The 20,455-nt window shown below is 71.9% G+C and carries 17 protein-coding genes and 1 pseudogene; 8 read left to right on the forward strand and 10 right to left on the reverse strand.

Annotated elements, in window-relative coordinates; translation table 11 throughout:
- Window positions 1-120 precede the first annotated feature (120 nt).
- From AB0I91_RS01860 to AB0I91_RS01880, 5 genes are all read left to right on the forward strand, one after another.
- Complete coding sequence (locus tag AB0I91_RS01860) at window positions 121-729, forward strand: DJ-1/PfpI family protein (RefSeq protein WP_498785132.1); 609 nt, start codon at window positions 121-123, stop codon at window positions 727-729.
- Window positions 726-2,555 carry an AGE family epimerase/isomerase gene (locus AB0I91_RS01865; RefSeq protein ID WP_498785130.1) on the forward strand — a complete coding sequence of 610 codons (1,830 nt, stop codon included), beginning with the start codon at window positions 726-728 and terminating at the stop codon, window positions 2,553-2,555. The genes AB0I91_RS01860 and AB0I91_RS01865 overlap by 4 nt, the downstream gene beginning before the upstream one ends.
- On the forward strand, window positions 2,552-4,621 hold the full coding sequence (locus AB0I91_RS01870; RefSeq protein ID WP_498785128.1) for a glycogen debranching protein: 2,070 nt from the start codon (window positions 2,552-2,554) through the stop codon (window positions 4,619-4,621). The genes AB0I91_RS01865 and AB0I91_RS01870 overlap by 4 nt, the downstream gene beginning before the upstream one ends.
- Entirely contained in the window at window positions 4,618-4,926 is a 309-nt protein-coding gene (locus AB0I91_RS01875) for an STAS domain-containing protein (RefSeq protein WP_498785127.1), read from the forward strand. Before AB0I91_RS01870 ends, AB0I91_RS01875 begins: the two co-directional genes overlap by 4 nt.
- A gap of 79 nt (window positions 4,927-5,005) precedes the next feature.
- Complete coding sequence (locus tag AB0I91_RS01880; RefSeq protein WP_498785125.1) at window positions 5,006-6,196, forward strand: IS701 family transposase; 1,191 nt, start codon at window positions 5,006-5,008, stop codon at window positions 6,194-6,196.
- Window positions 6,197-6,270: 74 nt separating this feature from the next.
- Here the strand turns inward: AB0I91_RS01880 and AB0I91_RS01885 are convergent, their stop codons facing one another.
- From AB0I91_RS01885 to AB0I91_RS01910, 6 genes and pseudogenes are all read right to left on the reverse strand, one after another.
- The gene (locus AB0I91_RS01885; RefSeq protein ID WP_498785123.1) at window positions 6,271-6,744 is read right to left on the reverse strand and encodes a YcxB family protein; all 474 of its coding nucleotides are present in this window, start codon (window positions 6,742-6,744) and stop codon (window positions 6,271-6,273) included.
- A 113-nt stretch (window positions 6,745-6,857) separates the two neighbouring features.
- Entirely contained in the window at window positions 6,858-7,373 is a 516-nt protein-coding gene (locus tag AB0I91_RS01890; RefSeq protein WP_499634714.1) for a hypothetical protein, read from the reverse strand.
- Complete coding sequence (locus AB0I91_RS01895) at window positions 7,370-7,633, reverse strand: hypothetical protein (protein WP_499634717.1); 264 nt, start codon at window positions 7,631-7,633, stop codon at window positions 7,370-7,372. Before AB0I91_RS01895 ends, AB0I91_RS01890 begins: the two co-directional genes overlap by 4 nt.
- Window positions 7,630-8,563 (reverse strand): annotated as a pseudogene (locus tag AB0I91_RS01900) (ABC transporter ATP-binding protein). Before AB0I91_RS01900 ends, AB0I91_RS01895 begins: the two are co-directional and overlap by 4 nt.
- Entirely contained in the window at window positions 8,560-8,814 is a 255-nt protein-coding gene (locus AB0I91_RS01905) for a helix-turn-helix domain-containing protein (protein WP_498785117.1), read from the reverse strand. The pseudogene AB0I91_RS01900 and the gene AB0I91_RS01905 overlap by 4 nt, the downstream one beginning before the upstream one ends.
- Window positions 8,814-9,293, reverse strand: a complete 480-nt coding sequence (locus AB0I91_RS01910; protein WP_498785115.1) for a DUF2975 domain-containing protein — start codon at window positions 9,291-9,293, stop codon at window positions 8,814-8,816. The genes AB0I91_RS01905 and AB0I91_RS01910 overlap by 1 nt, the downstream gene beginning before the upstream one ends.
- 240 nt (window positions 9,294-9,533) lie before the next feature.
- On the opposite strand from AB0I91_RS01910, the gene AB0I91_RS01915 reads away from it, so the two are divergent.
- Entirely contained in the window at window positions 9,534-10,535 is a 1,002-nt protein-coding gene (locus tag AB0I91_RS01915) for a hypothetical protein (protein WP_498785113.1), read from the forward strand.
- A 9-nt stretch (window positions 10,536-10,544) separates the two neighbouring features.
- Here the strand turns inward: AB0I91_RS01915 and AB0I91_RS01920 are convergent, their stop codons facing one another.
- The gene (locus AB0I91_RS01920) at window positions 10,545-11,777 is read right to left on the reverse strand and encodes a cyclase family protein (RefSeq protein WP_499634720.1); all 1,233 of its coding nucleotides are present in this window, start codon (window positions 11,775-11,777) and stop codon (window positions 10,545-10,547) included.
- Window positions 11,778-11,935: 158 nt separating this feature from the next.
- On the opposite strand from AB0I91_RS01920, the gene AB0I91_RS01925 reads away from it, so the two are divergent.
- Window positions 11,936-13,378: a phosphatase PAP2 family protein gene (locus AB0I91_RS01925; protein WP_499634723.1), complete on the forward strand. Its 1,443-nt coding sequence runs from the start codon at window positions 11,936-11,938 to the stop codon at window positions 13,376-13,378.
- Here the strand turns inward: AB0I91_RS01925 and AB0I91_RS01930 are convergent.
- Window positions 13,353-14,243, reverse strand: a complete 891-nt coding sequence (locus AB0I91_RS01930; protein WP_498785107.1) for a serine hydrolase — start codon at window positions 14,241-14,243, stop codon at window positions 13,353-13,355. The genes AB0I91_RS01925 and AB0I91_RS01930 overlap by 26 nt on opposite strands.
- Before the next feature lie 350 nt (window positions 14,244-14,593).
- On the opposite strand from AB0I91_RS01930, the gene AB0I91_RS01935 reads away from it, so the two are divergent.
- A complete protein-coding gene (locus AB0I91_RS01935) occupies window positions 14,594-15,976 on the forward strand; it encodes a glycoside hydrolase family 6 protein (protein ID WP_498785105.1) in 1,383 nt (460 codons plus the stop codon).
- A 219-nt stretch (window positions 15,977-16,195) separates the two neighbouring features.
- On the opposite strand, the gene AB0I91_RS01940 is transcribed toward AB0I91_RS01935, so the two are convergent.
- Both AB0I91_RS01940 and AB0I91_RS01945 read right to left on the reverse strand, forming a co-directional pair.
- Window positions 16,196-19,507 (reverse strand): glycoside hydrolase domain-containing protein, encoded by a 3,312-nt coding sequence (locus tag AB0I91_RS01940; protein WP_499634725.1) that lies wholly within the window; start codon window positions 19,505-19,507, stop codon window positions 16,196-16,198.
- 301 nt (window positions 19,508-19,808) lie between these two features.
- Entirely contained in the window at window positions 19,809-20,423 is a 615-nt protein-coding gene (locus AB0I91_RS01945; protein ID WP_498785100.1) for an SGNH/GDSL hydrolase family protein, read from the reverse strand.
- Window positions 20,424-20,455: the final 32 nt, after the last annotated feature.

The raw sequence follows: 20,455 nt of genomic DNA on the forward strand, positions 1-20,455 counted from the left end.
GCGGCGCGGCACTTCCGCGCGCCCGGTGTCACGCGGTGGCGGGCGGCGCCCAGCCGCCCGCCACCTCCCGTGCCGCGACGAGGCGGCAGTCCACTTCGGACCACCCAGATGGAGAATCCCATGGACCTGAACGCTCCCGTCCTACCCGGGCCGCTCACCGGGCTGCGCATCGGCATCCTCATGGAGAGCGACTTCGTCGAGACGGAGATCGACTACTACCGCCTGCGGTTCGCCGAGGCGGGCGCCGAGGTGAAGCTCTACACCCGCCTCTGGGGCAACGAGTCGCTGACCTTCACCGGCCGCGAGCTCGGCGGCGAGGTCGCGGTGGACGGCGACCTCGAAGCCCTGGACTACCACGAGCTCAACGCCCTGCACGCGCTGATCGTCCCGTCCGGCATGGTGTCGGACCGGCTCCGCTACAGCGAACGGCCCGGCGGCGTGGCACCCGCGGTGCAGGTGATGCGCCGCGCGTTCCGCATCCCCCGGCTGCTGAAGGTGTTCTCCTGCCACGGCCTGTGGCTGATGTCCGCCGCGCCGGAGGTCATGGCAGGCCGCACGGTCACCTGCCACAACAACCTGGTCAGCGACGTGCGCAACATGGGCGCGGTCTACTCCGACACCGACGTGGCCGTCGACCGCGACCTGATCAGCACCCGCACCGTCGAGCACTGCCACCTGCTGGCCCGCACCGTCATCGAGCAGCTGTCCGCCAGGCTGGTGGCGGCGTGACCGCGGCGCCCGAACGCACCTACTCCGACCTCTACGGCGGCTACGTCGTCGAGTCCTCCGGCGACCGGCTGGTGCTGGACACGTTCGGCGGCGACCGCGAGGTCGTGCACCGCACGTCGGAGACCGCGGCCCAGCTGGTGCGCAACCTCGGCGAGCCCTACCGGGACGTCAACGGCCGGCTGGACGAGATGCTCAAGCCGGGCGCGATGGTGTTCAGCTTCGGCCCCGTCTACCCCGGCCCGCGCCGCCAGCAGGCGGAGCGGATCTGGCTGGTCGCGGACGACGCGGGCCGCCCGGTGTTCGACCGGCCCGACTGGTGGGTCGACCAGGTCCGGTCGCTGGCGAAGTTCTACCGCCGCGCGCAGTTCGGCACGGGCCCGGTGGACTTCGCCGACTACCGCACGGTGCTGCGGCTGGGCGGCGACAAGACCGACTCGCACGTGCAGGAGACCGACACGATCTCCCGCCTGGTCTACGGCATGGCCACCGCGTACATGCTGACCGGCGACGAGGCGCACCTGGAGGTCGCCGAGCGCGGCTCCGAGTACCTGCGGGACAACCTGCGCTTCGTCGACGAGACCGACGTCGGCCGCCTGGTGTACTGGTACCACGGCCTGGAGGTCGACGGCGGCAGGCAGCGCAAGCTGTTCGCCTCCGAGTTCAGCGACGACGAGCTGACCATCCCGGCCTACGAGCAGATCTACGCGCTCGCCGGCCTGGTGCAGACCTACCGGCTCACCGGCACGCCGTGGCTGCGCGACGACATCGAGGCGACGATCCGGCTGTTCGAGCGGCACTTCGCCGACCCGCGCCTGGGCGGCTACTTCTCGCACGTCGACCCGCTGACCCTGAGCCCGCACGCGGAGTCGTTGGGGCGCAACAGGTCGCGCAAGAACTGGAACTCCGTCGGCGACCACGCACCGGCCTACCTGTTCAACCTGTACCTGGCCACCGGCGAGCAGCGCTACCTGCGGATGCTGGAGCACACGTTCGACATGATCGTGACCCACTTCCCCGACCGGGGCCCGGACGCGAGCCCGTTCGTGCGCGAGCGGTTCCACGCGGACTGGACGCCGGACAAGACGTGGGGCTGGCAGCAGGACCGCGCGGTGGTGGGGCACAACCTCAAGATCGCGTGGAACCTCACCCGGATGAACGCGTTGCGCCCCAAGAACGAGTACACGCGCACGGCCGCGCGGCTGGCCGCCACCATGCCGGGCGTCGGGCGCGACCCCCGGCGCGGCGGCTGGTACGACGTGCTGGAGCGGCAGGCCCGCGACGGGCGGCACGCGTTCGTCTGGCACGACCGCAAGGCGTGGTGGCAGCAGGAGCAGGCGATCCTGGCCTACCTGGTCCTGGCGGGCTCCACGGGCGACGCCGAGTACCTCAAGCACGCGGCCGAGGCCGAGGCGTTCTACAACGCGTTCTTCCTCGACCACGACGACGGCGCGGTGTACTTCGCCGTGCAGGCCGCCGGATCGCCCTACCTCGCGGGCCTGGAGCGCCTCAAGGGCAACCACTCCATGAGCATGTACCACTCCGCGGAGCTGTGCTACCTCGCGACCGTCTACAACAGACTGCTGTGGCACGGCGAGCCGCTCGACCTGTGGTTCTCGCCGGACGCGGACGCGACGTTCCCGGGCGGCCTGCTGCGGGTGGCCCCGGACGCGTTGCCGCGCGGTCGGGTGGTGCTGGACCGGGTGCTCGTGGACGGCAGTCCGTACCAGGACTTCGACGCGGAGAAGATGACGGTGAAGCTGCCGGAGGGCACGGCCAGGCGGACGGTCCAGGTGCGCCTGCGGCCCCTGGGGGAGGACGAACGGTGACCACGACGGCGACGGGCCGCCTGGCCGGGCTGCGGCTCGCACCGGGCAGCCCCACCCCGTTCGGGGCTACCCCGACGGCGGACGGCGTGAACTTCGCGGTCGCCGCGGCGCGGGCGGACCGCATGTGGCTGGTGCTGATGGACCGCGACGACGGTTCGGTCCTCACCGAACTGGAGTTCCCGCCGGAGCACCGGGTCGGCGAGGTGTTCACCGCGCACGTGCTCGGCCTGGCGCCCGCGGACGCGGACTACGGGTTCCGGGTCGAGCGCGCCGGCGAGCGCGGTCCCGTGCTGCTCGACCCGGACGCGCGGCTGCTGGCCGGCGCCGGCGAGTGGGGGCGGCGGCCCGCCTACCGGTCGCGGATCGCCACCCCGGACTTCGACTGGGGCGACGACCGGCCGCCGCGCGTGCCCACCGAGGACCTGGTGGTCTACGAGCTGCACGTGCGGGGCTTCACCCGGTCCGAAACGTCCGGTGTGGCCGCTCCCGGCACGTTCGCCGGGTTGGCCGAGAAGATCCCGTACCTGCGCCGGCTCGGGGTCAACTGCGTGGAGCTGATGCCGGTCTTCGAGTTCGACGAGACCGACAACGTCCACGTGCACCCGGAGACGGGCGTGCCGCTGCTCAACACGTGGGGCTACAGCCCGGTCGGCGTGTTCGCACCGAAGGCGAACTACGCCCGCGGCGAACGGCCCGACGTGGAGCTGAAGGAACTGGTGAAGCAGCTGCACGCGGCGGGCATCGAGGTGGTCCTGGACGTGGTCTTCAACCACACGTCCGAGGGCGACCACCGCGGGCCCACGCTGTCGCTGCGCGGCTTGGACGAGTCGTCCTACTACCTGCTCGACGAGTCCGGCAGGCACCGCAACTTCAGCGGCGCGGGCAACACGCTCAACGCCAACCACCCGCTGGTGCGGGAGTGGGTCGTGCGCAGCCTGCGCCACTGGGTGCACGAGTACCACGTGGACGGGTTCCGCTTCGACCTCGCCTCGGTGCTCACGCGCGGCCGTGACGGCGCGCCGCTGGCCGACCCGCCGCTCGTGGCGGCGCTGGCCGCGGACCCCGTGCTGGCGGGCACGCGGCTGATCGCGGAGGCGTGGGACGCGGGCGGCCTCTACCAGGTCGGTGCCTTCCCGCACTACGGCCGATGGATGGAGTGGAACGGGCGGTACCGCGACGCGCTGCGGGCGTTCCTGGTGGGACGCGGGGGAACCACCGGTGACGTCGCCACCCGACTCGTCGGATCGCCCGACCTCTACAGCGGGCGCGGCGCCACCGCGTCGGTCAACTTCGTGACCTGCCACGACGGGTTCACCCTCGCCGACTGGGCGTCCTACGACCACAAGCACAACCACCTCAACGGCGAGGACGGCCGCGACGGCGAGGACCACAACGCCAGCTGGAACGGCGGCGTGGAGGGGCCCACCGACGACCCGGAGGTGCTCGGCACGAGGGCGCGGCAGGTGCGCAACGCGCTGTTGCTGCTGCTCACCAGCCGGGGCGTGCCGATGCTGCTGGCCGGCGACGAGTTCGGCCGCACGCAGGGCGGCAACAACAACGCCTACCCGCACGACGGTCCGTCGACCTGGGTCGACTGGTCGCTGGTCGACCGCAACCGGGACCTGGTCGAGTTCACCAGGGCCTGCCTGGAGTTCCGGCGGGCGCACCCGGTGCTGCGGCGCGCCGAGCACCCGCACGGCGAATCCACACCGGACGGCGGCTACCCGCCGGTCAGTTGGCACGGCGAGCGCGCTTGGCAACCGGATTGGTCGGCCGACTCGCACCTGGTGATCGCCATGATCCACGATCCGAATCCGGGGGGCGCTGGATTGTCGGATCGTTTGGATACTGTGGTCGTGGCCGCGAACGCCGGGTCAGAGGACAAGGAAGTGGCTCTCCCCCAGCCACCCGCCGACAGCACGTGGCGCGTCTTCGCCAACACCGGATTCGCCCGGCCGCTCGACGCCGCGACGACGCTGCGCGACGGCCACGTCCTGCGCCTGCCCGCGCGGTCCGCGGCCGTGCTGTGGGCGCACACATCGTCCAACGAGGAGGGTTCGGGATGAGCACGTCGGTCTACTCGGGGTCGAACGGCCGGTCGACCACGATCCACCTGGCAGGCGAAGTGGACGACGAGGCGCTGCCCCGTCTGCGGGACCTGCTCGACGAACTCGGCGGCGGGCAGGTGCGCCGCCTCGTGATCGAGATGCGCGAGGTGACCGGCCTGACGCCGGGCGCCGTCCGCGCCCTGGTCTACGCCCAGCAGCGGCTGCCGGCGGGCGCCGAGGTCATCGTCGTCGGCGCGCGGCCGTCGGTGATGGCGGCGTTGGCGCTGGGCGGGTTGGGAGGCACCGCGACTCTGGCGAGCTAGTCATCGCCCGGAGCACACCGCGGCGACGCGGTGCCGGTGCGACAACGGGTCAAGACAGAACCACTTGGGGGAGTTTCTGGTGGAGTTGCAGACGCATTTAGCTGGCGGTGCGCGTGCGTTCGCGCACCGGATGTTCCAGTCCATGCCGCGTGCGGACCAGCGGCGTTGGGCTGAGATCTACCTGTCGGGCCTCGTCAACGCGGTCGGGCGCAAGTCCATCAGCAAGATCGCCGAGCTGGCGGGCGGCGGATCGGCCGTCCAGTCGCTGCAGCAGTTCGTCAACCAGAGCCCGTGGGACTGGCAGCCGGTGCGCGACGCGCTGGCGCTGTACCTCGTGGAGCGGTTGCCGGTGCGGGCTTGGTTGGTCGGGCACGCGGTGATCCACAAACGCGGCGACCACTCGGTGGGGGTCGAGCGCCGGTTCGTGCGTCACGCGGGTCGCCTGGTCAACTGTCAACTGGGGATGAGCCTGCAACTGGACGTCGAGGAGACCGCCGTGCCGGTCAACTGGCGGCTGCTGCTGTCGAGGCGGTGGACCGAGGACGCGGAGCGGCGTCGTCGCACGAGGATCCCGGACCACGAGGGAGGTATCTGCGCGCGCGGGCACATGCTGGGGATGCTCGACGAGCTGATCGCCCTGCGCGTGCCGGCCGCGCCGGTGGTGTTCGACGCCACGGACATGCCCACGGCATCACGTCTGCTCGACGACCTGACCGATCGCGGACTGGGGTACGTGATCGGCGTCAAGGGCGACGAGCGCCTGCTGGCGGAGCCGCACCTGCGCGCGGTGCCGGGGACCAGGCAGGCGGACCAGCGGGTCGGCCGGCGGGCGCTGAGCCCGTCGGAGGTCCTGCGCGGCTGGCGGGAGCACCCGTCGGCCCACCGGGTCTGGCCGCAGTTGACCGGGCACGGCGCGGGCCGCGTCCAGGTCCGCGCGGCGTCGGCGCGGCTGGTCGACACCGAGAGGCGTCAGGGGTCGCCGGTGCGGCTGGTCGCCGAGCGCCCGATCGGCAGCACCGCGCCGACGCGGTACTGGATCACCAACCTGGTGGACCGGGCGGTGCCGGAGCTGTTCGACCTGATCGCCCGGAAGGACCGGGCGGACGCGAACGCGGCGCGCGACCCCTACGGCCTGCACGACTTCGAGGGCCGCAGCTACCAGGGCTGGCACCACCACATGACGATGGTGTCGGTGGCCCACGCGTACGCCCTGCTGACGGGCGCCCGCACGGACGCCGACTACCTGCCGTCGGAGAACGCCACGTCGTGACACCGGTCCGGGTGGCCCGCCGCAGCCGGCGGCGGGCCATCCCGGCGGGTCCATCCCGGCGGGTCCGGCCCGGCTCAGGCGGCCGCGCGTCGGGCGAGGATGTCGGCGAACAGCACGCGCTGCTCCTCGGTCATCAGGTCCTTGTAGACCGGCAGGGCCTGGTTCTTGGCGATCACGAGGAACCACGCGTCGGGCTGTTCGTCGACGCGCTGGATCGTCGACCACGCCAGCCGCTGCTCGTACGACTCCGCCTTCATGGCGAAGCCGGCTTCGTCCAGGGTCAGCTCGTAGTCCTGCCGGGCGGAGGGGTTCAGGGCGCGCAGGCTCTGCCGCACCATGAACGGCTCCAACAAGAAGGCGTACGCCAGGCCAAGGACGATCAACAGCACCGGGAACGGCCAGTCGCTGCCGGTGAGCCACATCAGTCCGCCGGCCGGCACCATGATCATGCCCAGGACGCGCAACTTCTTGGTCTGCGGGCGCACCACGAACTTGAGCGCGCGACGCAGGCGCTGCTCGTCGTACGGGACGTGGACGGAGATCTGCACTCGCGGATGCTAATCGAATCGCGCCGCAGGTTCCCCCGCTTTCACCAGACGACGTCACCGCGTTTTCCAACCCCCCAACGGGTCCCGCCCGCGTCGATGAGCGGTTGCGTCGATCAGCGGTTGGCGTCGTCGCGGGACAGGCGCAGCCAGCCGAGCAGCAGGGCGCCCGCGGCCCAACAGAGCATCGTGACGAATGAGGACGTGCGCGTCATCCCCGGCACCTCGCCGATCAGCAGGAACGCCGCGCCCGAACCGGGCAGGAGGTCGGCGAGCGCGGACATCCACTCGTAGCCGAAGTTCGGCAGCATCAGCGGCAGCACGAGCATCAGCAGGAACACGGTGACGAGCACGCCCGCCGTGTGGCGGAGCAGGAAACCGAGACCCAGCGCGAACGCCGACCCGGCCGCGAACACGAAAGCGACGTCGGGCAGCACGTCCCAGCCGCCGCCGAGGGTGAGCAGCGGCCGTACGGCGAGGAAGGACGCGAGGGTCGCGGCGGACGCCAGCAGCACGCCGACGCCGGTGGCCGCACCCACCGCCACGGTCGCCCGCGACAGGAACAGGACCGCACGACGCGGCGTCCACTGCAGGCTCGGCACGATCCCGCCCGTCGCGTAGTCGGACGTCACCGCGGTGAGGGCGAGCGCGAGCAGCGCGAACTGACCCGGCAGACCGGTGACGGCCGCCGCCGCCCACGCCGACCCGCCCTGCGGCGGATCGGGTTCGAGGCCGCCTCCAGGCCCGCGATGGTCGCGATGCCCACCATCGTCACGGCCGCCGCGGCCAGGAACCACCACGTCGCCCTCACCGTCCACAACCGCGTCCACTCCGCGGCGCACGCGCGGGCGAACACGCGTCCGATGCGGACGTCGTGAGCCAGGGCCGTCACCGTGCCTCCTCCGTCGTGAGCACGGGCTCGCGGCCGTGGTGCTCGACGCTGCTGTCGGTCAGTTCCAGGTACGCGTCCTCGAGCGACTGGCGCACCTCGGACAGGTGGTGCAGCGGGACGTTCAGCGAGTGGGCGAGCGCGCCCACCTCCTCGGCCGTGCCGCCGTCGACGCGCAGCTCGCGTCCGTCGACCCGCTCCACGTCGAACCCGTGCTCGCGGAGCCCGGCGAGCAGGTGGTCCGGTTCGGGGCTGCGCACGCGCACCTGGACGTGCCCGAGCCCGCTGGAGGATCTGCTCGGTCGTGGCGTCGGCGATGAGCCGGCCGCGGCCGATGACGACCAGCCGGTCGGCGATCTGCTCCATCTCGCCGAGCAGGTGGCTGGAGATCAGCACGGTGCGGCCCTCGTCGGCGAGTTGGCGCAGCAGGCCGCGGATCCACCGGACGCCGTCGAGGTCGAGCCCGTTGATCGGCTCGTCGAACACCAGCACGCCGGGGTCGCCGATGAGCGCGGTCGCGATGCCCAGTCGTTGCCGCATCCCGAGCGAGTAGCCCTTGATCCGCCGACGTGCCGCGCGGCCGAGCCCCACCCGCTCGATCACCTCCTCCACCCGGCGTCGCGGGATCCCGTTCGACCGGGCGGCCACGCGCAGGTGACCGCGCCCGGTGCGGCCGGGGTGCGCCGCGCCGGGGTCGAGCAGCGCGCCGACCTCCCGGAGCGGTTCGGCGAACGACGCGTACGGCCGCCCGTTCACCAGCACCGTGCCCGTGGTCGCCCGGTCGAGGCCGAGCACGACCCGCATCGTGGTGGACTTGCCCGCGCCGTTCGAGCCGAGGAACCCGGTCACCTTGCCGGGCTCGACGGTGAAGCTCAGGTCGTCGACGGCGAGCACGTCGCCGTAACGCCGGGTCAGCCCGCGCACCTCGATCACCGGTCGTCCTCGTCCCCAGCCGGCGCGACGAGGACGCCGTCCTCGTCGTCGTCGACCCACTCGAGCAGGTCGCCCGGCTGGCACTCCAGCACCCGGCACATGGCCTCCAGTGTGCTGAACCGCACCGCCTTCGCCCGGCCGTTCTTCAGCACGGCCACGTTCGACGGCGTGAGCCCGATCCGCTCGGCGAACTCACCGACGCTCATCTTGCGCTTGGCCAGCTCGACGTCGATGCGCACGATGATCGCCATCAGATGACCTGCTCCATGTCGGACCGCAGCGTGGTGGCCTGCCGCAGCAGCGCGCGCATCACCACCACCAGCAGCCCCACCACGGTGATGCCGATCGACATCAGGAACAGCACGAGCGGGCCGCCGGGGTCGTCGGCGTTGAAGCCGACGTAGAGGAAGAAGCACTGGAACACGACCCACGCGGCGGCGATCGCCCACACGATCGCGTCCACCCACCTCAACGACGCCTCGCTGAAGATGCGGTCCTTCTGCACCAGGGTGAGCAGCTTCCAGATGGACACGATGACCACCTGGACGCACAGCACCCAGAACACCGACACCGCGGTCAGCGGCCACCTCAGGTACGCGAGGTCCGGCGACTCCTCGGCCATGCTCCGGAACTGGCCGGGCAGCGACATGACCTGGAACAGGACCAGGACGCCGAACATCAACACGAGGAACACCCGGAGCGCGACTACCGCTCGATGCGTCGTAAGCATGCATGGAGTTTCGCGCGCTACCTATCGAATGTCAATCGGTACCTATCGACTCACGGTAAGTCAGCACGCCGTCACGGATGGTCAGCCCGACGAACCGGGCGCCAACGCCGCCTCGACCGGGACCCCGGTCCGCGCCGGCCGGACGATGCTCCTCAACGCCGCCTCCGGGCGCGGTGCGGCGGGCTAGCCTGGCCCGACGGCAGCACTGGGGACGGCTTCGGCCGTGATGAGGGGAGCCTGATGAGTTCCGCACGCACGTGGAAACGCCTCGCGGCGATCGGCGCGGTCACCGCCGCCGCGCTCGTGGGGGTCACGACACCGGCCGGCGCGGCCACGTCCACCACCTTCGGGCCGGTGGCGATCACCGACGTGCCGGCCGCGAGCAAGAAGATGCACAAGGTGCAGGCGATGGGCCGGATCGAGGCGTCCATGACGGCCGGGCAGACCGCCTACGTCTACTCGACCCTGCGCGCCTACAACTCCGCGCACGTCAACCTGGTCGACAACGAGGTGCGCTGCGCCGGCGCGGGCGGCGGCAACGTCGTCCTCGGCGAGAACCTCGACCCGGCCGCCAACGCCAACCCGGGCCGCGGCGACATCACGATCATCAACCGGTTCCTGGTCTCCGCCACCTCGACCGGCACGCTGACGTGCACCCTCTACGTGCGGACCAGCTCGCTGGCCGAGGCCACGTCCTCGTTCACGGTCAGCGGCACGTTGCGCTTCGCCTCCCTGCAGGTCGCGGAGGACGTGAACGGGTCGGCGATGCAGACGTCGCTGCCCAACGGCAACACCGTGGTCGGGGCCAAACCCGTCTACACGCCGATCCTCGACCGGACCATCGGGTCGGGCCACGAGGAGGTCGCGGTGATCGCGGACGTGGAGTACATGTCCTGCTACCCCACCGCGTGCGAGCACTCCAGCACGACGTCCGGCGCGCGCTTCACGTTGTACGCCCACCAGATGAACGGCGAAGCCATCTGCGCTTCCGCACCGGCCGCCCAGACGAGCGTGAGCGTGTCCCGGCAGACCCACCACAAGGCGGTGCCGCTGTACACCACGATCACCCTCCAGCCGGGGTGCGACCGGATCTACGCCTACGTGCGGGCGGAGTACGTCGACGGGCCCACGGGCGCGATCCAGGGGCAGGCGAACGGCCTGACCGACGAGTCCGGCTCCGCGGGTCCGGGCGTGCCGCAGCACAACTCGGCGATGACGCACATGTTCGCCGTGCCCAGCTAGCCGAGCCGGTCAGCGACGCCGGGGGTGCCCGAGCGCGGCGGGTGGCGTGTTGCCCGCCGTGGCGCCCTCGGCGTACTGCGGTGTCACGATGAAGACGAACTCGTGCACGCGGTCGGCGGCGAGCCGGTCCAGGACGTAGGACTCGCCGATGCGGATGCCGTGGCGCATGATCAGTTCCTGGTGCACGGGGAACGCCGTGCCGTCGTCGTTGACCGGGTTGCCCAGCACCTCCAGGGCCCACGTGTCGCCGCCGACGATCGCCGGGCGGGAACGGGCCAGCCAGCGCGCCTCGCGCAGGTAGATGCCGGGCAGCCCGCGCGAACCCTCCCAGCGGGCGATGTCGGCCGGGTCGCGGCGGGCCAGCAACTGGTTCCAGCCGGTGCGGAACAGCACCACGTCACCGGGCTCCAGGTGGCGGACGCCGCCGAACTCCATGGCGTCCCGGATGTCGTCCAAGGTGATGCGGTAGTTCTCGCGCAGCAGCGGCCGGCCGTTGCTCGCGGGTTCGGCCAGGTCCTCGACGCGGTCGCGGGCGAGCTTCACCCCGAGCACGTCCAGCAGCACGCCCCTGGTGACCACCGGGCCCATGTGCTCGGCGCCGAGCCGGACGGTGCCGTGGCCGCGGGCGATGTCGGGCCCGCGCAGGCCGTTGTAGAACAGGTCGGACGCGCCGATGTGGTTGAGGTTGTCGAGCTGGCTGCCGATCTGGTGCGTCGCGGCGAGCGGTTTCGGGTGCCTGGGCGAGAACTCCGCCTCGAACCGCTCCTCGTGCAGGCTCAACCTGTTGTCGCCCAGCGGTTCCAGCTTGACCAGGACGCCGCCCTGCTCGGCGAAGCCCGGTGGCGGCGGGTATCCCCAGATCGTGAGCCGCTGCTCGTAGGTGCGGCGCGGGTCGGTGCTGAAGGCCGGGAAGCCGTTCCACATCAGCTCGCCGAGGTTGTAGGTGGTGACCTCGCGGTGCGCGCGCAGCAGGCCGAGCGCGGCGGCGGTCTTGGCCGGCGTGACCTCGTTGAACGCGCCGCGCTGGTCGTCGGGCCCGTACCGGCTCGGCGCCCAGTCGGCCAGGTTCGCCGGGTCGGCGTAGTCGAACGGCGTGTCGTCCGGCCGGCCGGCCTCGGCGGGCGCGGCGCCGGCGGGAGCTCCGACCAGTCCGGCGGCGCCGGCGGCACCGGCCAGCTTGAGCACGTCACGGCGTCCGAAGCGGTGCTCGGCGAGGTAGTTGCGCAGCAGGTCCGGGTTCACTCGGCGGCTCCTTCGGTGGTGGGCAACCCCTCAGCCCTATCGAATGCCCCGGGGCCACCGCAACGGACGTCACCGCAATGCGTGAACGGTCCGGCCGGCACGACGCCACCGCGCGCCGAGGATTGCCCGTTGATCCATTTGGGCACACCACCTTGGTGATGACGACACGTGAGGCGCGGCAGGTGGTGGTCGTCGAGCGGTTCGCGGTGCGGAGCGCGGTGTCGTGGGTGGCCGCGGCCGCCGCCGGTGTCGCGTTCGCGGTGGTCGTGGTGTCCGTGTGGGCGGAGTGGGCGCCCGTGCGCGAGGTCGACCAGGCGATCTCGGACGGGCTCACGCGGTGGGTCGGCGGGTCGGGAGGCCTCGTCGCGGCGATGAGCGGGATGACGCGGCTCGGTGACACGGCGACGCTCACCGGGGTGACCGCGTTGGCGGTGGCTTGGCTGCTCCTGCGCCGGCGGCCCTGGGTGGCGGCGCACGTGGTCGTCACGGCGCTCGGTGGCGGGTTGCTCGGCGTGGTGGTGAAGGAGCTGGTCGAGCGGCTGCGCCCGCTGGTGGACGTCGAGGTGGCCACCGCCGCGGGCTGGAGCTTCCCCAGCGGGCACACGCTCGGGGCCACCGTGACGTACGGCGTGCTGCTGCTGGTGTTCGCCTCCGTTCGGCGGGCACGTCGGGTGTTGGCGCCGCTGGTGGTCGGGGTCGTGGTGGTGGTCGGCTTCACGAGGGTCGCGCTCGGCGTGCACTACGCCACGGACGTGCTCGGCGGCTGGCTGCTCGGCCTGGTGTGGCTGGCCCTGACCACCGAGGTGTTCCGCCGGTGGCGGCGTGAGGAGGGACTGCCGGAAGTGCCGCTGTCGCGGGGTTTGGCGCCGGAAGCGGCGGACGACCTCCGGCCCGTGTCCGGGCGCCGGGTGCGGGTGCCGTCCGACTTCCGGCTGGTCGCGGCGCGGCTGCTGGTCGTCTGGGGCCTGCTGCTCGGCGCGTTGTTCGCCCTCGGCTCGTGGCTGACCGCCGCCGGACCGGACGTGCCGACCGCCTGGGACCGGGCCGTCGTCGAGTGGATCGCGCAACGCCGCGTCCCCGGCTGGGACGCGGCGATGGACCGGGTCGGGGCGTTCAGCGGCACGTGGCCGGTGATCGGGGCCGCGGTGGTCGCCTGCGTGCTGGCGCTGGCCACGACGCGCTCCTGGCGGCCCGTGCTGCTGGTCGCGTTGGGGATGCTGGGTGAGGTCACGCTGTTCCTGATCACCACCGCGATCGTCGACCGCGCCCGCCCGGCGGCCAAGCTGCCCGACGACCTGCCGCCCACGTCGAGCTTCCCGTCCGGTCACGTCGCCGCGTCGGTGGTCCTCGGCACGTCGGTGGCCGTGCTGGTCGTGCGCGGCACGCGGAAGTGGTGGCGGTGGGCGGTGGTGGCGATCGCCCTGGCGATACCGGTGGCGGTGGCCGCGCAACGCCTCTACACGGGCGTCCACTACCCCACCGACCTGCTCGGCAGCCTCCTGCTGGCCCTGCCCTGGGTCACCGCGGTGGCCCTGTCGACGGTCGGCCCCGGGTCCGGCTCGGCAGCGGACGCGGTCAGGGCCCGGCGAACAGCGGGGTGAGGGCGGCGACCAGGTCGGTGACCAGCGCGGCGGCCCTCGGGTAACCGGTGGCGCTGTCGTGCCCGGTCAGCACGGCGACCACGTAGCGGCCGTCGACCACGCCGGTGGTGTTGAGCACCCGCAGGCCGTCGTAGCAGCACGCCCAGCCCTGCTTCACGCCCCACTGGTGCGCGCCCACGGCGTCGGGGATGCCGAAGGTCTGGTCGAAGCCGTCGGCGCCGGTCGGCGTCGCGCCCTCCAGCGCGGGCACGATCACCCCGGCGTGCGGCGAGTGCAGCACGTGCCGGTAGACGGCGACGACGTCGCGTGCGGTCATCCGGGTGTCGCCCCACTGGTTCGGGTCGGCCGGCGGCGACAGGCCCGGCAGCCCGATCTCCTCCGCCCAGCGGCGCGGGATCGACGGGCGCCACAGGCGGTTGGCGATGTCGTCGTCGCTGGTGGCGATCATCCGGGCCACGTCGCGGGCCGGCGCGGCGCCGCGGTCCAGCGCGTCGAGCGCGATCAGCAGCTTCACCACGGACGCCGTCGGGAACGGCTCGTCAGGGCGTTCGGCGAACAGCTCCGCGCCCGAGCGCAGGTCGTGCACCAGGACGCCGCGACGCACCGACGGCGCGAACCCGGCCAGGCTCACCGGCTCCGGTTCGGGCTCCGGTGTCGGTGCGGGCTCTGGCGTCGGCTCGACCGACACCGCCACCTCGGGTGGTGCCGCGGTCGTCGGGCCCGGCGCGCTGACCGTGACCGCCACCGACAACACCTCGGCCCCGGCCCTCGGCGAGACGTCCTCGCCCTGGGCCAGACCGGTGACGACCATCGCCGTCACCGCGCCGACGCACAACGCCGCCAACCCGCTCCGCGCTCTGTCCACACCCCTGAAATGCCGGTGACGCCGCGAAACGTTGACCGGAAGTCGAGGCAACCTCACACCGCCTCACGCGTCCCGCGCGTGGCCGGGCGCGGGCGCGGCGGGTCGCGTCAAAGCGCCGACGCACAACGACCCCGGTCATTCGAAAGCATTCGAAGTCGAATGCGGTCGAATAACGGGAAGGGGTGCGTCCGGCGTGGGCTTCCGGGTGATCTGGAATATCCGAAACAATAATCCATTGAACGTAAAAGGTCTTCACGACAAGTGGGTTCCCTGCTAACGTCCGATTTCTGGAAGCGTTCCCGGAAATCTCGCCGCCACCTGTTTGCGATCATCCGACCAGGGAGCCGAAGATGCCACTGAAGTCATCACCAGGCCTGACCGGCAGGCGGCGGGCACGTCGCGGGTTCGCGGCGACCGCGGCGTTCGCGTTCGCCGCGGCCATGGCGCTCGGAACGGGCCCGGCCGCCGCGGACGTGACCGCCGCGGCGCGCGTGGACAACCCGTACGCCGGCGCGTCGGTGTACGTGAACCCGGACTGGTCCGCGAAGGCGCGGGCCGACGGCGGGTCGGCCATCGCCAACCAGCCGACGTTCGTCTGGATGGACCGGATCGCCGCGATCAACGGCACGACCGGCGCCCGCGGCCTGCGCGCGCACCTGGACAACGCCCTGAGCCAGGCGGCCGGGCGCACGATGGTCGTGCAGTTCGTCATCTACAACCTGCCCGGCCGCGACTGCGCCGCGCTCGCGTCCAACGGCGAGCTGGGCCCGGACGACCTGCCGCGCTACAAGTCCGAGTACATCGACCCGATCGCCGCGATCATGGGCGAGTCGAAGTACGCGAACCTGCGCATCGTGACGATCATCGAGATCGACTCGCTGCCCAACCTCGTGACGAACGTCGGCAGCCGCCCGACCGCGACCGCCATGTGCGACCGGATGCTGCAGAACGGCAACTACGTCAACGGCGTCGGGTACGCGCTGGCGAAGCTCGGCGCGATCGGCAACGTCTACAACTACATCGACGCCGCCCACCACGGCTGGATCGGGTGGGACGACAACTTCAGCGCCTCCGCGACGCTGTTCGCCCAGGCCGCCCGCGCGTCGGGCAGCACGGTGAACAACGTCACCGGTTTCATCGCGAACACGGCGAACTACGGGGTGCTGAAAGAGGACCACTTCACGATCAACGACACCGTGAACGGCACGTCCGTGCGCCAGTCGAAGTGGGTGGACTGGAACCGCTACGTGGATGAGCTGTCGTTCGCCCAGGCGTTCCGCACGCAATTGATCAGCGCCGGGTTCCCGTCGAACATCGGCATGCTGATCGACACCTCGCGCAACGGCTGGGGCGGTTCCCAGCGCCCGACCGCGAAGGGCCCGACGACGAGCGTGGACGCCTACGTCGACGGTGGCCGGTACGACCGGCGCATCCACCTCGGCAACTGGTGCAACCAGTCCGGCGCCGGCATCGGCGAACGGCCGAAGGCGAGCCCGGCCTCGGGCATCGACGCCTACGTGTGGGCCAAGCCGCCGGGCGAGTCCGACGGCGCGAGCCGGGAGATCCCGAACAACGAGGGCAAGGGCTTCGACCGGATGTGCGACCCGACGTACACGGGCAACGCGCGCAACGGCAACAACATGTCCGGCGCCCTGGCCAACGCCCCGCTGTCGGGCCACTGGTTCTCCGCCCAGTTCCGCCAGCTGATCGCCAACGCCTACCCGCGGCTCTGAGCCGACGCGGCCGGGGGTCCCGGGCCACCCGGTGACCCCCGTCCGCCTGACCAACCAGCCGCGCCCAGCACCCCAACCGCCCTACCCCAACCCCGCGCCCCGCCCCAGCACCGCGCCCCGCCCACCGCCGGCCTGCCCACCGCCGGCCCGCCCACCGCGCGGACCGCGTTCCCGTCCTGGCCGACCGCGTCGAGGCGGCTCCCGTGGGCGACCTGCCCGTCAGCCGGTGGCGATCTGCCGTTCCGCCAACCGCTCCGCCGCCTGGCGTCGTCCCGGCGTGAACGGGTCGGCGGGGGCGCCGCGGTCAGGCCCCTCCGCCCAGCCGCCGATCTTCTTCGCGACCCGGGCGAGCGCCGGGTCGCCCGGCCCCACATCCACCCGGAAGTGGCCCTCCTTCGGCGTCTTCCGGGAGTCACCGCCCCACCGGACGACGCCCTCGCACTCGGCCAGAATGTCGCGGATGACCGCCACCTCGTGCGGGAACAGGCCGCCTGTCGCGCCGGCCGGGTACCGGGCGGGCCGGATGGCGATGGCGGTCCCGGAGCGGTAGTCCGCCGCGTACGGCGTGCCGGCCGGCGGCTCGGCGTAGCCGGTGATGTCGTCCGCACCCAGGGTGCCGACCTCGTAGTGGAACCGCCGGGCGACGTGCAGCAGCACCACGGCGCACGGCCCGGACAGCAGCGTCACGGACGCGTTGGAGCCCTCGACCGGGTAAGTGGCCAGGTCGCCGGGGCGCGCGGGCGGGGCGGAGGCGACGGGCGGCGCGGCGGAGGCCACGGACGCGGTCAGGCCGACCGACGCGACGACCGCGAGGCCGCCGGTGATCGTGAGGAACCGGCGACGCCCGAGCAGGCTCACGCCCTCGGAGGGTTGGTTCACGACTGCTCCTTGGGGGATCGGGGGTTTCGGCGGGCGGCGACGGCCAGGCCCGCGAACAGCGCGGCCGCGACGAGCAGCACGACCACCGTCGGGTTGACGTAGGCGGGCACCAGGTCCTGGTAGGCGTTGCACCGGCGGGACAGCGGGAAGTAGGTCACCTGCCCGTGGGCACGGTCCCACCCGCCGTGCTCGAGTTCGCACGTCTCCCTGATGTCCGGCGTGTACAGGTGGATCGCACCCCAGGCGTACACCAGGAACGCCGCGAGCGGCGCGCACGACGCGGCGACCGCCCAGCGCCGAGCCGTTCCCGGTACGCCCACGGGTCCCTCCCCGCACGCCGCCCGGGCGTGCCCTCAGCCGTGTGACGATCCTCTCGATCGTCTCCGCATAGCCTTGCAGGAACGGCTCCAGCCTGGCCGAGGGCAGCTGCGAGGGCAGCAGGCAGACGCCGCCGGTCCGGCGGATCGCGGCTTCGGTGAGGGTGGCGAGCTGCGCGTCCGCCGTGCTGCCGCCCAGCGCGTTCCAGGCGGCGTCGCGCACGCCGGTCACCGTGCCCCCGTAGCGGCCGGCGTAGAACTGCCGGAACCTGGTCCGGTGCCCGTCGACGAGGTGGGCCCGGATCGCCTGGTCGATCCGGGCGCCGGCGCGCACCGCGCTGCCGATCAGGTAGCCGTCGACGTCCTCCACGAGGTCGTTGAGCGGGAACGACGACAGCACGTTGATCTTGGCGAGGCGGTCGGCGCAGAACGCGTACCCCGAGGCGTACTCCTCGCCGTGCGACCGCCACTCGCCGTAGAACGTGGCCAGGTCGCCCGCCCAGCCGCCGAAGTCGCCGCGTCCGCCGTTCCCCTTGAGGTACACCGCGTTGGCGGTGGCGCCGAAGTGGTCGACGTTGACGGTGATGCCGAGCGAAGGGTCCACATAGGACTCGACGCGCGCCGGGCCGTGCGTCGACGCGTAGTCGATCCACGCCTGGTCGACGTCGCCGATCAAGGTCTCCCACCCGGACCAGGCGCCGTTGTAGGTCGGGTAGCGCAGGTACTCCATGACCCGCCGGTTCGCGTCGCCGCCGTAGGCCAGCGCGGTCGCGTACAGGTCGTCGACGTACCGCAGGTAGTCGTCCACGGGTGAGCCGCTCCCGCCGATGTTCTCCGGGCCGACGCCCGGGTCGTTGCCCCGGCGGACGTCGCGGTCGAGCGCGAAGACGTCGCCGCCCGCGTCGAAGTCGAACTCCTTGATCTGGTTGTACGACCAGTTCGCGGGCAGCGGGAAGCCCAGGTTGCCGGAGAAGCCCCACGACATGCCGGACACGAACGAGTACCGCGCGAACGCCTGGTCGCTGACCTGCGCGCACACGTTGCGCGAACCGTAGACACCGGCGACGTACCGCTTGCCGCGCGTGCCCAGACCGGCCTGGATGCCCTGGAAGTACGGGATGACGTGGCTCGCGATCTGCTCGCCGGTGGCGTCGTAGTCGACCGCGAAGTAGATCACCGTGCCCCGGTTGAAGCCGTAGCCGACGGCCCGGTCGTGCGCGCGCAGCGCGTGGTCGTAGCCGTTGGACCAGGTGAAGTCGTCGACGGTGTCGGCGGCGTACTGCGAGATGGGGAACACGCGCAAGCCACCGGCGAAGATGGCGTCCAGCTCGCCGGGCTGGATCTCCTTGTCGAGCGTGCTCCACGGGTCTTCGTCCAGGTAGCGGCCGACCACCTCGTAGCCCGCCGCCTTCAGCGCCCGCGCCCGGGGGACGCTGATGTGGAACCGGGTGTCGCTCGCGCTCGCGGGCCGGTCCGGGTCGCCGGTCGACACCAGCAGCTGCGCCCACGTGGCGTAGTCGCCGATGCCGGTGCGGGTGAGGGCGGAGAAGTCCTGGAACCTGTTCACGAAGTCGCCCAGCGCCGCGTCCCAGCCGGAGGTGAACGCGGCGAACACGCCGCCGACGCCGCCGTTGAACACGCACGCGGCGCTGAACAGCCGCACCCAGGCCACCGGGGAACCGGGCCGCACGGTGTTGTTGCGCAGGCCGTTCTGGGTGCCCGGTCCGAAGTGGCCGGTGGCCTGGTCCTCCGGGATGCCGATCTGGTACTGGATGGCCCGCATCAGGGCGATCTGCACGTCCCGCGTGAAGTGGCCGTCGCACGGGATGACGAAGAACGTCGACTTGGTGATGTAGGTGGCGTTGAGCCAGCGCTGGACGTCCCGCACCTCGACCCGCCCGCCGGACAGCAGCACGTAGGCGTCCATGTTGAGGATCGCCTTGAAGATCTTGGGCTGGATGTAGCCGTCGGAGGTGAACCCGATGTTGCTCTTGAGGTCGCGCACCGCCTCGTACAGGCCGTTGTCGTAGCCGCCGTTCGACGTGTCGCCCGCCGAATAGCCCTTGCAGAACAGGCCGTACTTCGCGATTCGCACGATGTTCGGCTTGGTGTAGCCGGGGCTGACGTCGCCCCGCTCGGCGAGTTTCGCCAACGTGGTCGGGCCGAACGAGTCGGAAAGCGCCGTGATGCCGAGTTCGTGCTGGAGCGCGCGGGTCAGGGAGAACATGACCGCCCAGCCGGTCACCCCGGTTTCCGCACATCGCTCGTAGCCGGGCACCGAGCCGTAGGTCGAGTTCACCCAGCGCTGCGCTTCGAGCACCTTCGGGTCCGCCATCGTCCGTGTCCCCCGGGATCGTTCGAAGGGTCCGCCACCCGCTGTCCGGGCACGCATCGCTCCCGCAGGTGGGACAACGGACACCGACGTCCCGGTCGACCCCACTCCCCTTCGCGCAATTCCCGGAAAGCATTCGGAAACGGTGGCCGCCAAATGCCGTGCAGCACCGCGCCGAACACTTCGGAAATCAGGAGGAGCAGCGAATCGACCTCACGTCACCGGCCCCGTCGCACCGCCCCCTCGGCAGCGAGAACGAAGCTAACCAGGCCCGGAAGAAGCGTCAACGACCACGTTCGCGCTTTCACATCTCCTTCACCCGCAGGCCCGCCGCCGCCACCACGGACGGCGCGAGCGCGTCGGCGATGAGCGCGTAACCGGCGGGCGAGGGGTGGAAGCGGTCCGCGGAGAACAGGGTCGGGTCGGTGGCGAACCGGTCGGACAGGTCGGGCCCGGCCGCCGCCACCACGCCGCCGGCGCGGACCACCGCGTCGGCCTGCGCACGCGCGTAGAGGCCGCTGGCCTGTGACACGAAAGCTCGGTACGCGGGCGGGACGTGCGAGACGACACCGAGGTCCGGAGCCGTCGCCACCACGACCTGCGCGCCCGCGCGGCGCAGGCCGAGCACGGCGTCGTGCAGCAGTCCCGCGCCCACCGCCGGCGGCGTGAACGACGTGAGGTCGTTCGCCCCGATCACGACCAGCGCGACGTCGACGCCCGTCCGCACCGCCGCGCGCACCTGCGCGTCCAGCCCCGAAGACCGCGCGCCGGACACCGCGTGCACGCCGAGGTCGACGCGGTGCCCCGCCGAGCGGAGCACCGCCGCCAACCGCTCGCCCAACGTCTCCTCGGGCCGACCGCACCCCACGCCGGCGGCCAGCGAGTCACCCAGGACGCGGAACCGCAGTCGTCCGGTCATCTCACCGCCGCCGACGTCCGGACCGGGTGCTC

The sequence above is a fragment of the Actinosynnema sp. NPDC049800 genome (genome assembly GCF_040656635.1).
In the GTDB taxonomy this organism is placed as follows: domain Bacteria; phylum Actinomycetota; class Actinomycetes; order Mycobacteriales; family Pseudonocardiaceae; genus Actinosynnema.

What these genes read in the sequence shown, in the direction of transcription:
- AB0I91_RS01915 (WP_498785113.1), top strand. Translation starts at nt 9,534, where the DNA reads ATGAGTTCCGCACGCACGTGGAAACGCCTCGCGGCGATCGGCGCGGTC.
- AB0I91_RS01905 (WP_498785117.1), bottom strand. Translation starts at nt 8,814, where the DNA reads ATGGCGATCATCGTGCGCATCGACGTCGAGCTGGCCAAGCGCAAGATG.
- AB0I91_RS01875 (WP_498785127.1), top strand. Translation starts at nt 4,618, where the DNA reads ATGAGCACGTCGGTCTACTCGGGGTCGAACGGCCGGTCGACCACGATC.
- AB0I91_RS01925 (WP_499634723.1), top strand. Translation starts at nt 11,936, where the DNA reads ATGACGACACGTGAGGCGCGGCAGGTGGTGGTCGTCGAGCGGTTCGCG.
- AB0I91_RS01860 (WP_498785132.1), top strand. Translation starts at nt 121, where the DNA reads ATGGACCTGAACGCTCCCGTCCTACCCGGGCCGCTCACCGGGCTGCGC.
- AB0I91_RS01910 (WP_498785115.1), bottom strand. Translation starts at nt 9,293, where the DNA reads ATGCTTACGACGCATCGAGCGGTAGTCGCGCTCCGGGTGTTCCTCGTG.
- AB0I91_RS01945 (WP_498785100.1), bottom strand. Translation starts at nt 20,423, where the DNA reads ATGACCGGACGACTGCGGTTCCGCGTCCTGGGTGACTCGCTGGCCGCC.
- AB0I91_RS01940 (WP_499634725.1), bottom strand. Translation starts at nt 19,507, where the DNA reads ATGGCGGACCCGAAGGTGCTCGAAGCGCAGCGCTGGGTGAACTCGACC.
- AB0I91_RS01935 (WP_498785105.1), top strand. Translation starts at nt 14,594, where the DNA reads ATGCCACTGAAGTCATCACCAGGCCTGACCGGCAGGCGGCGGGCACGT.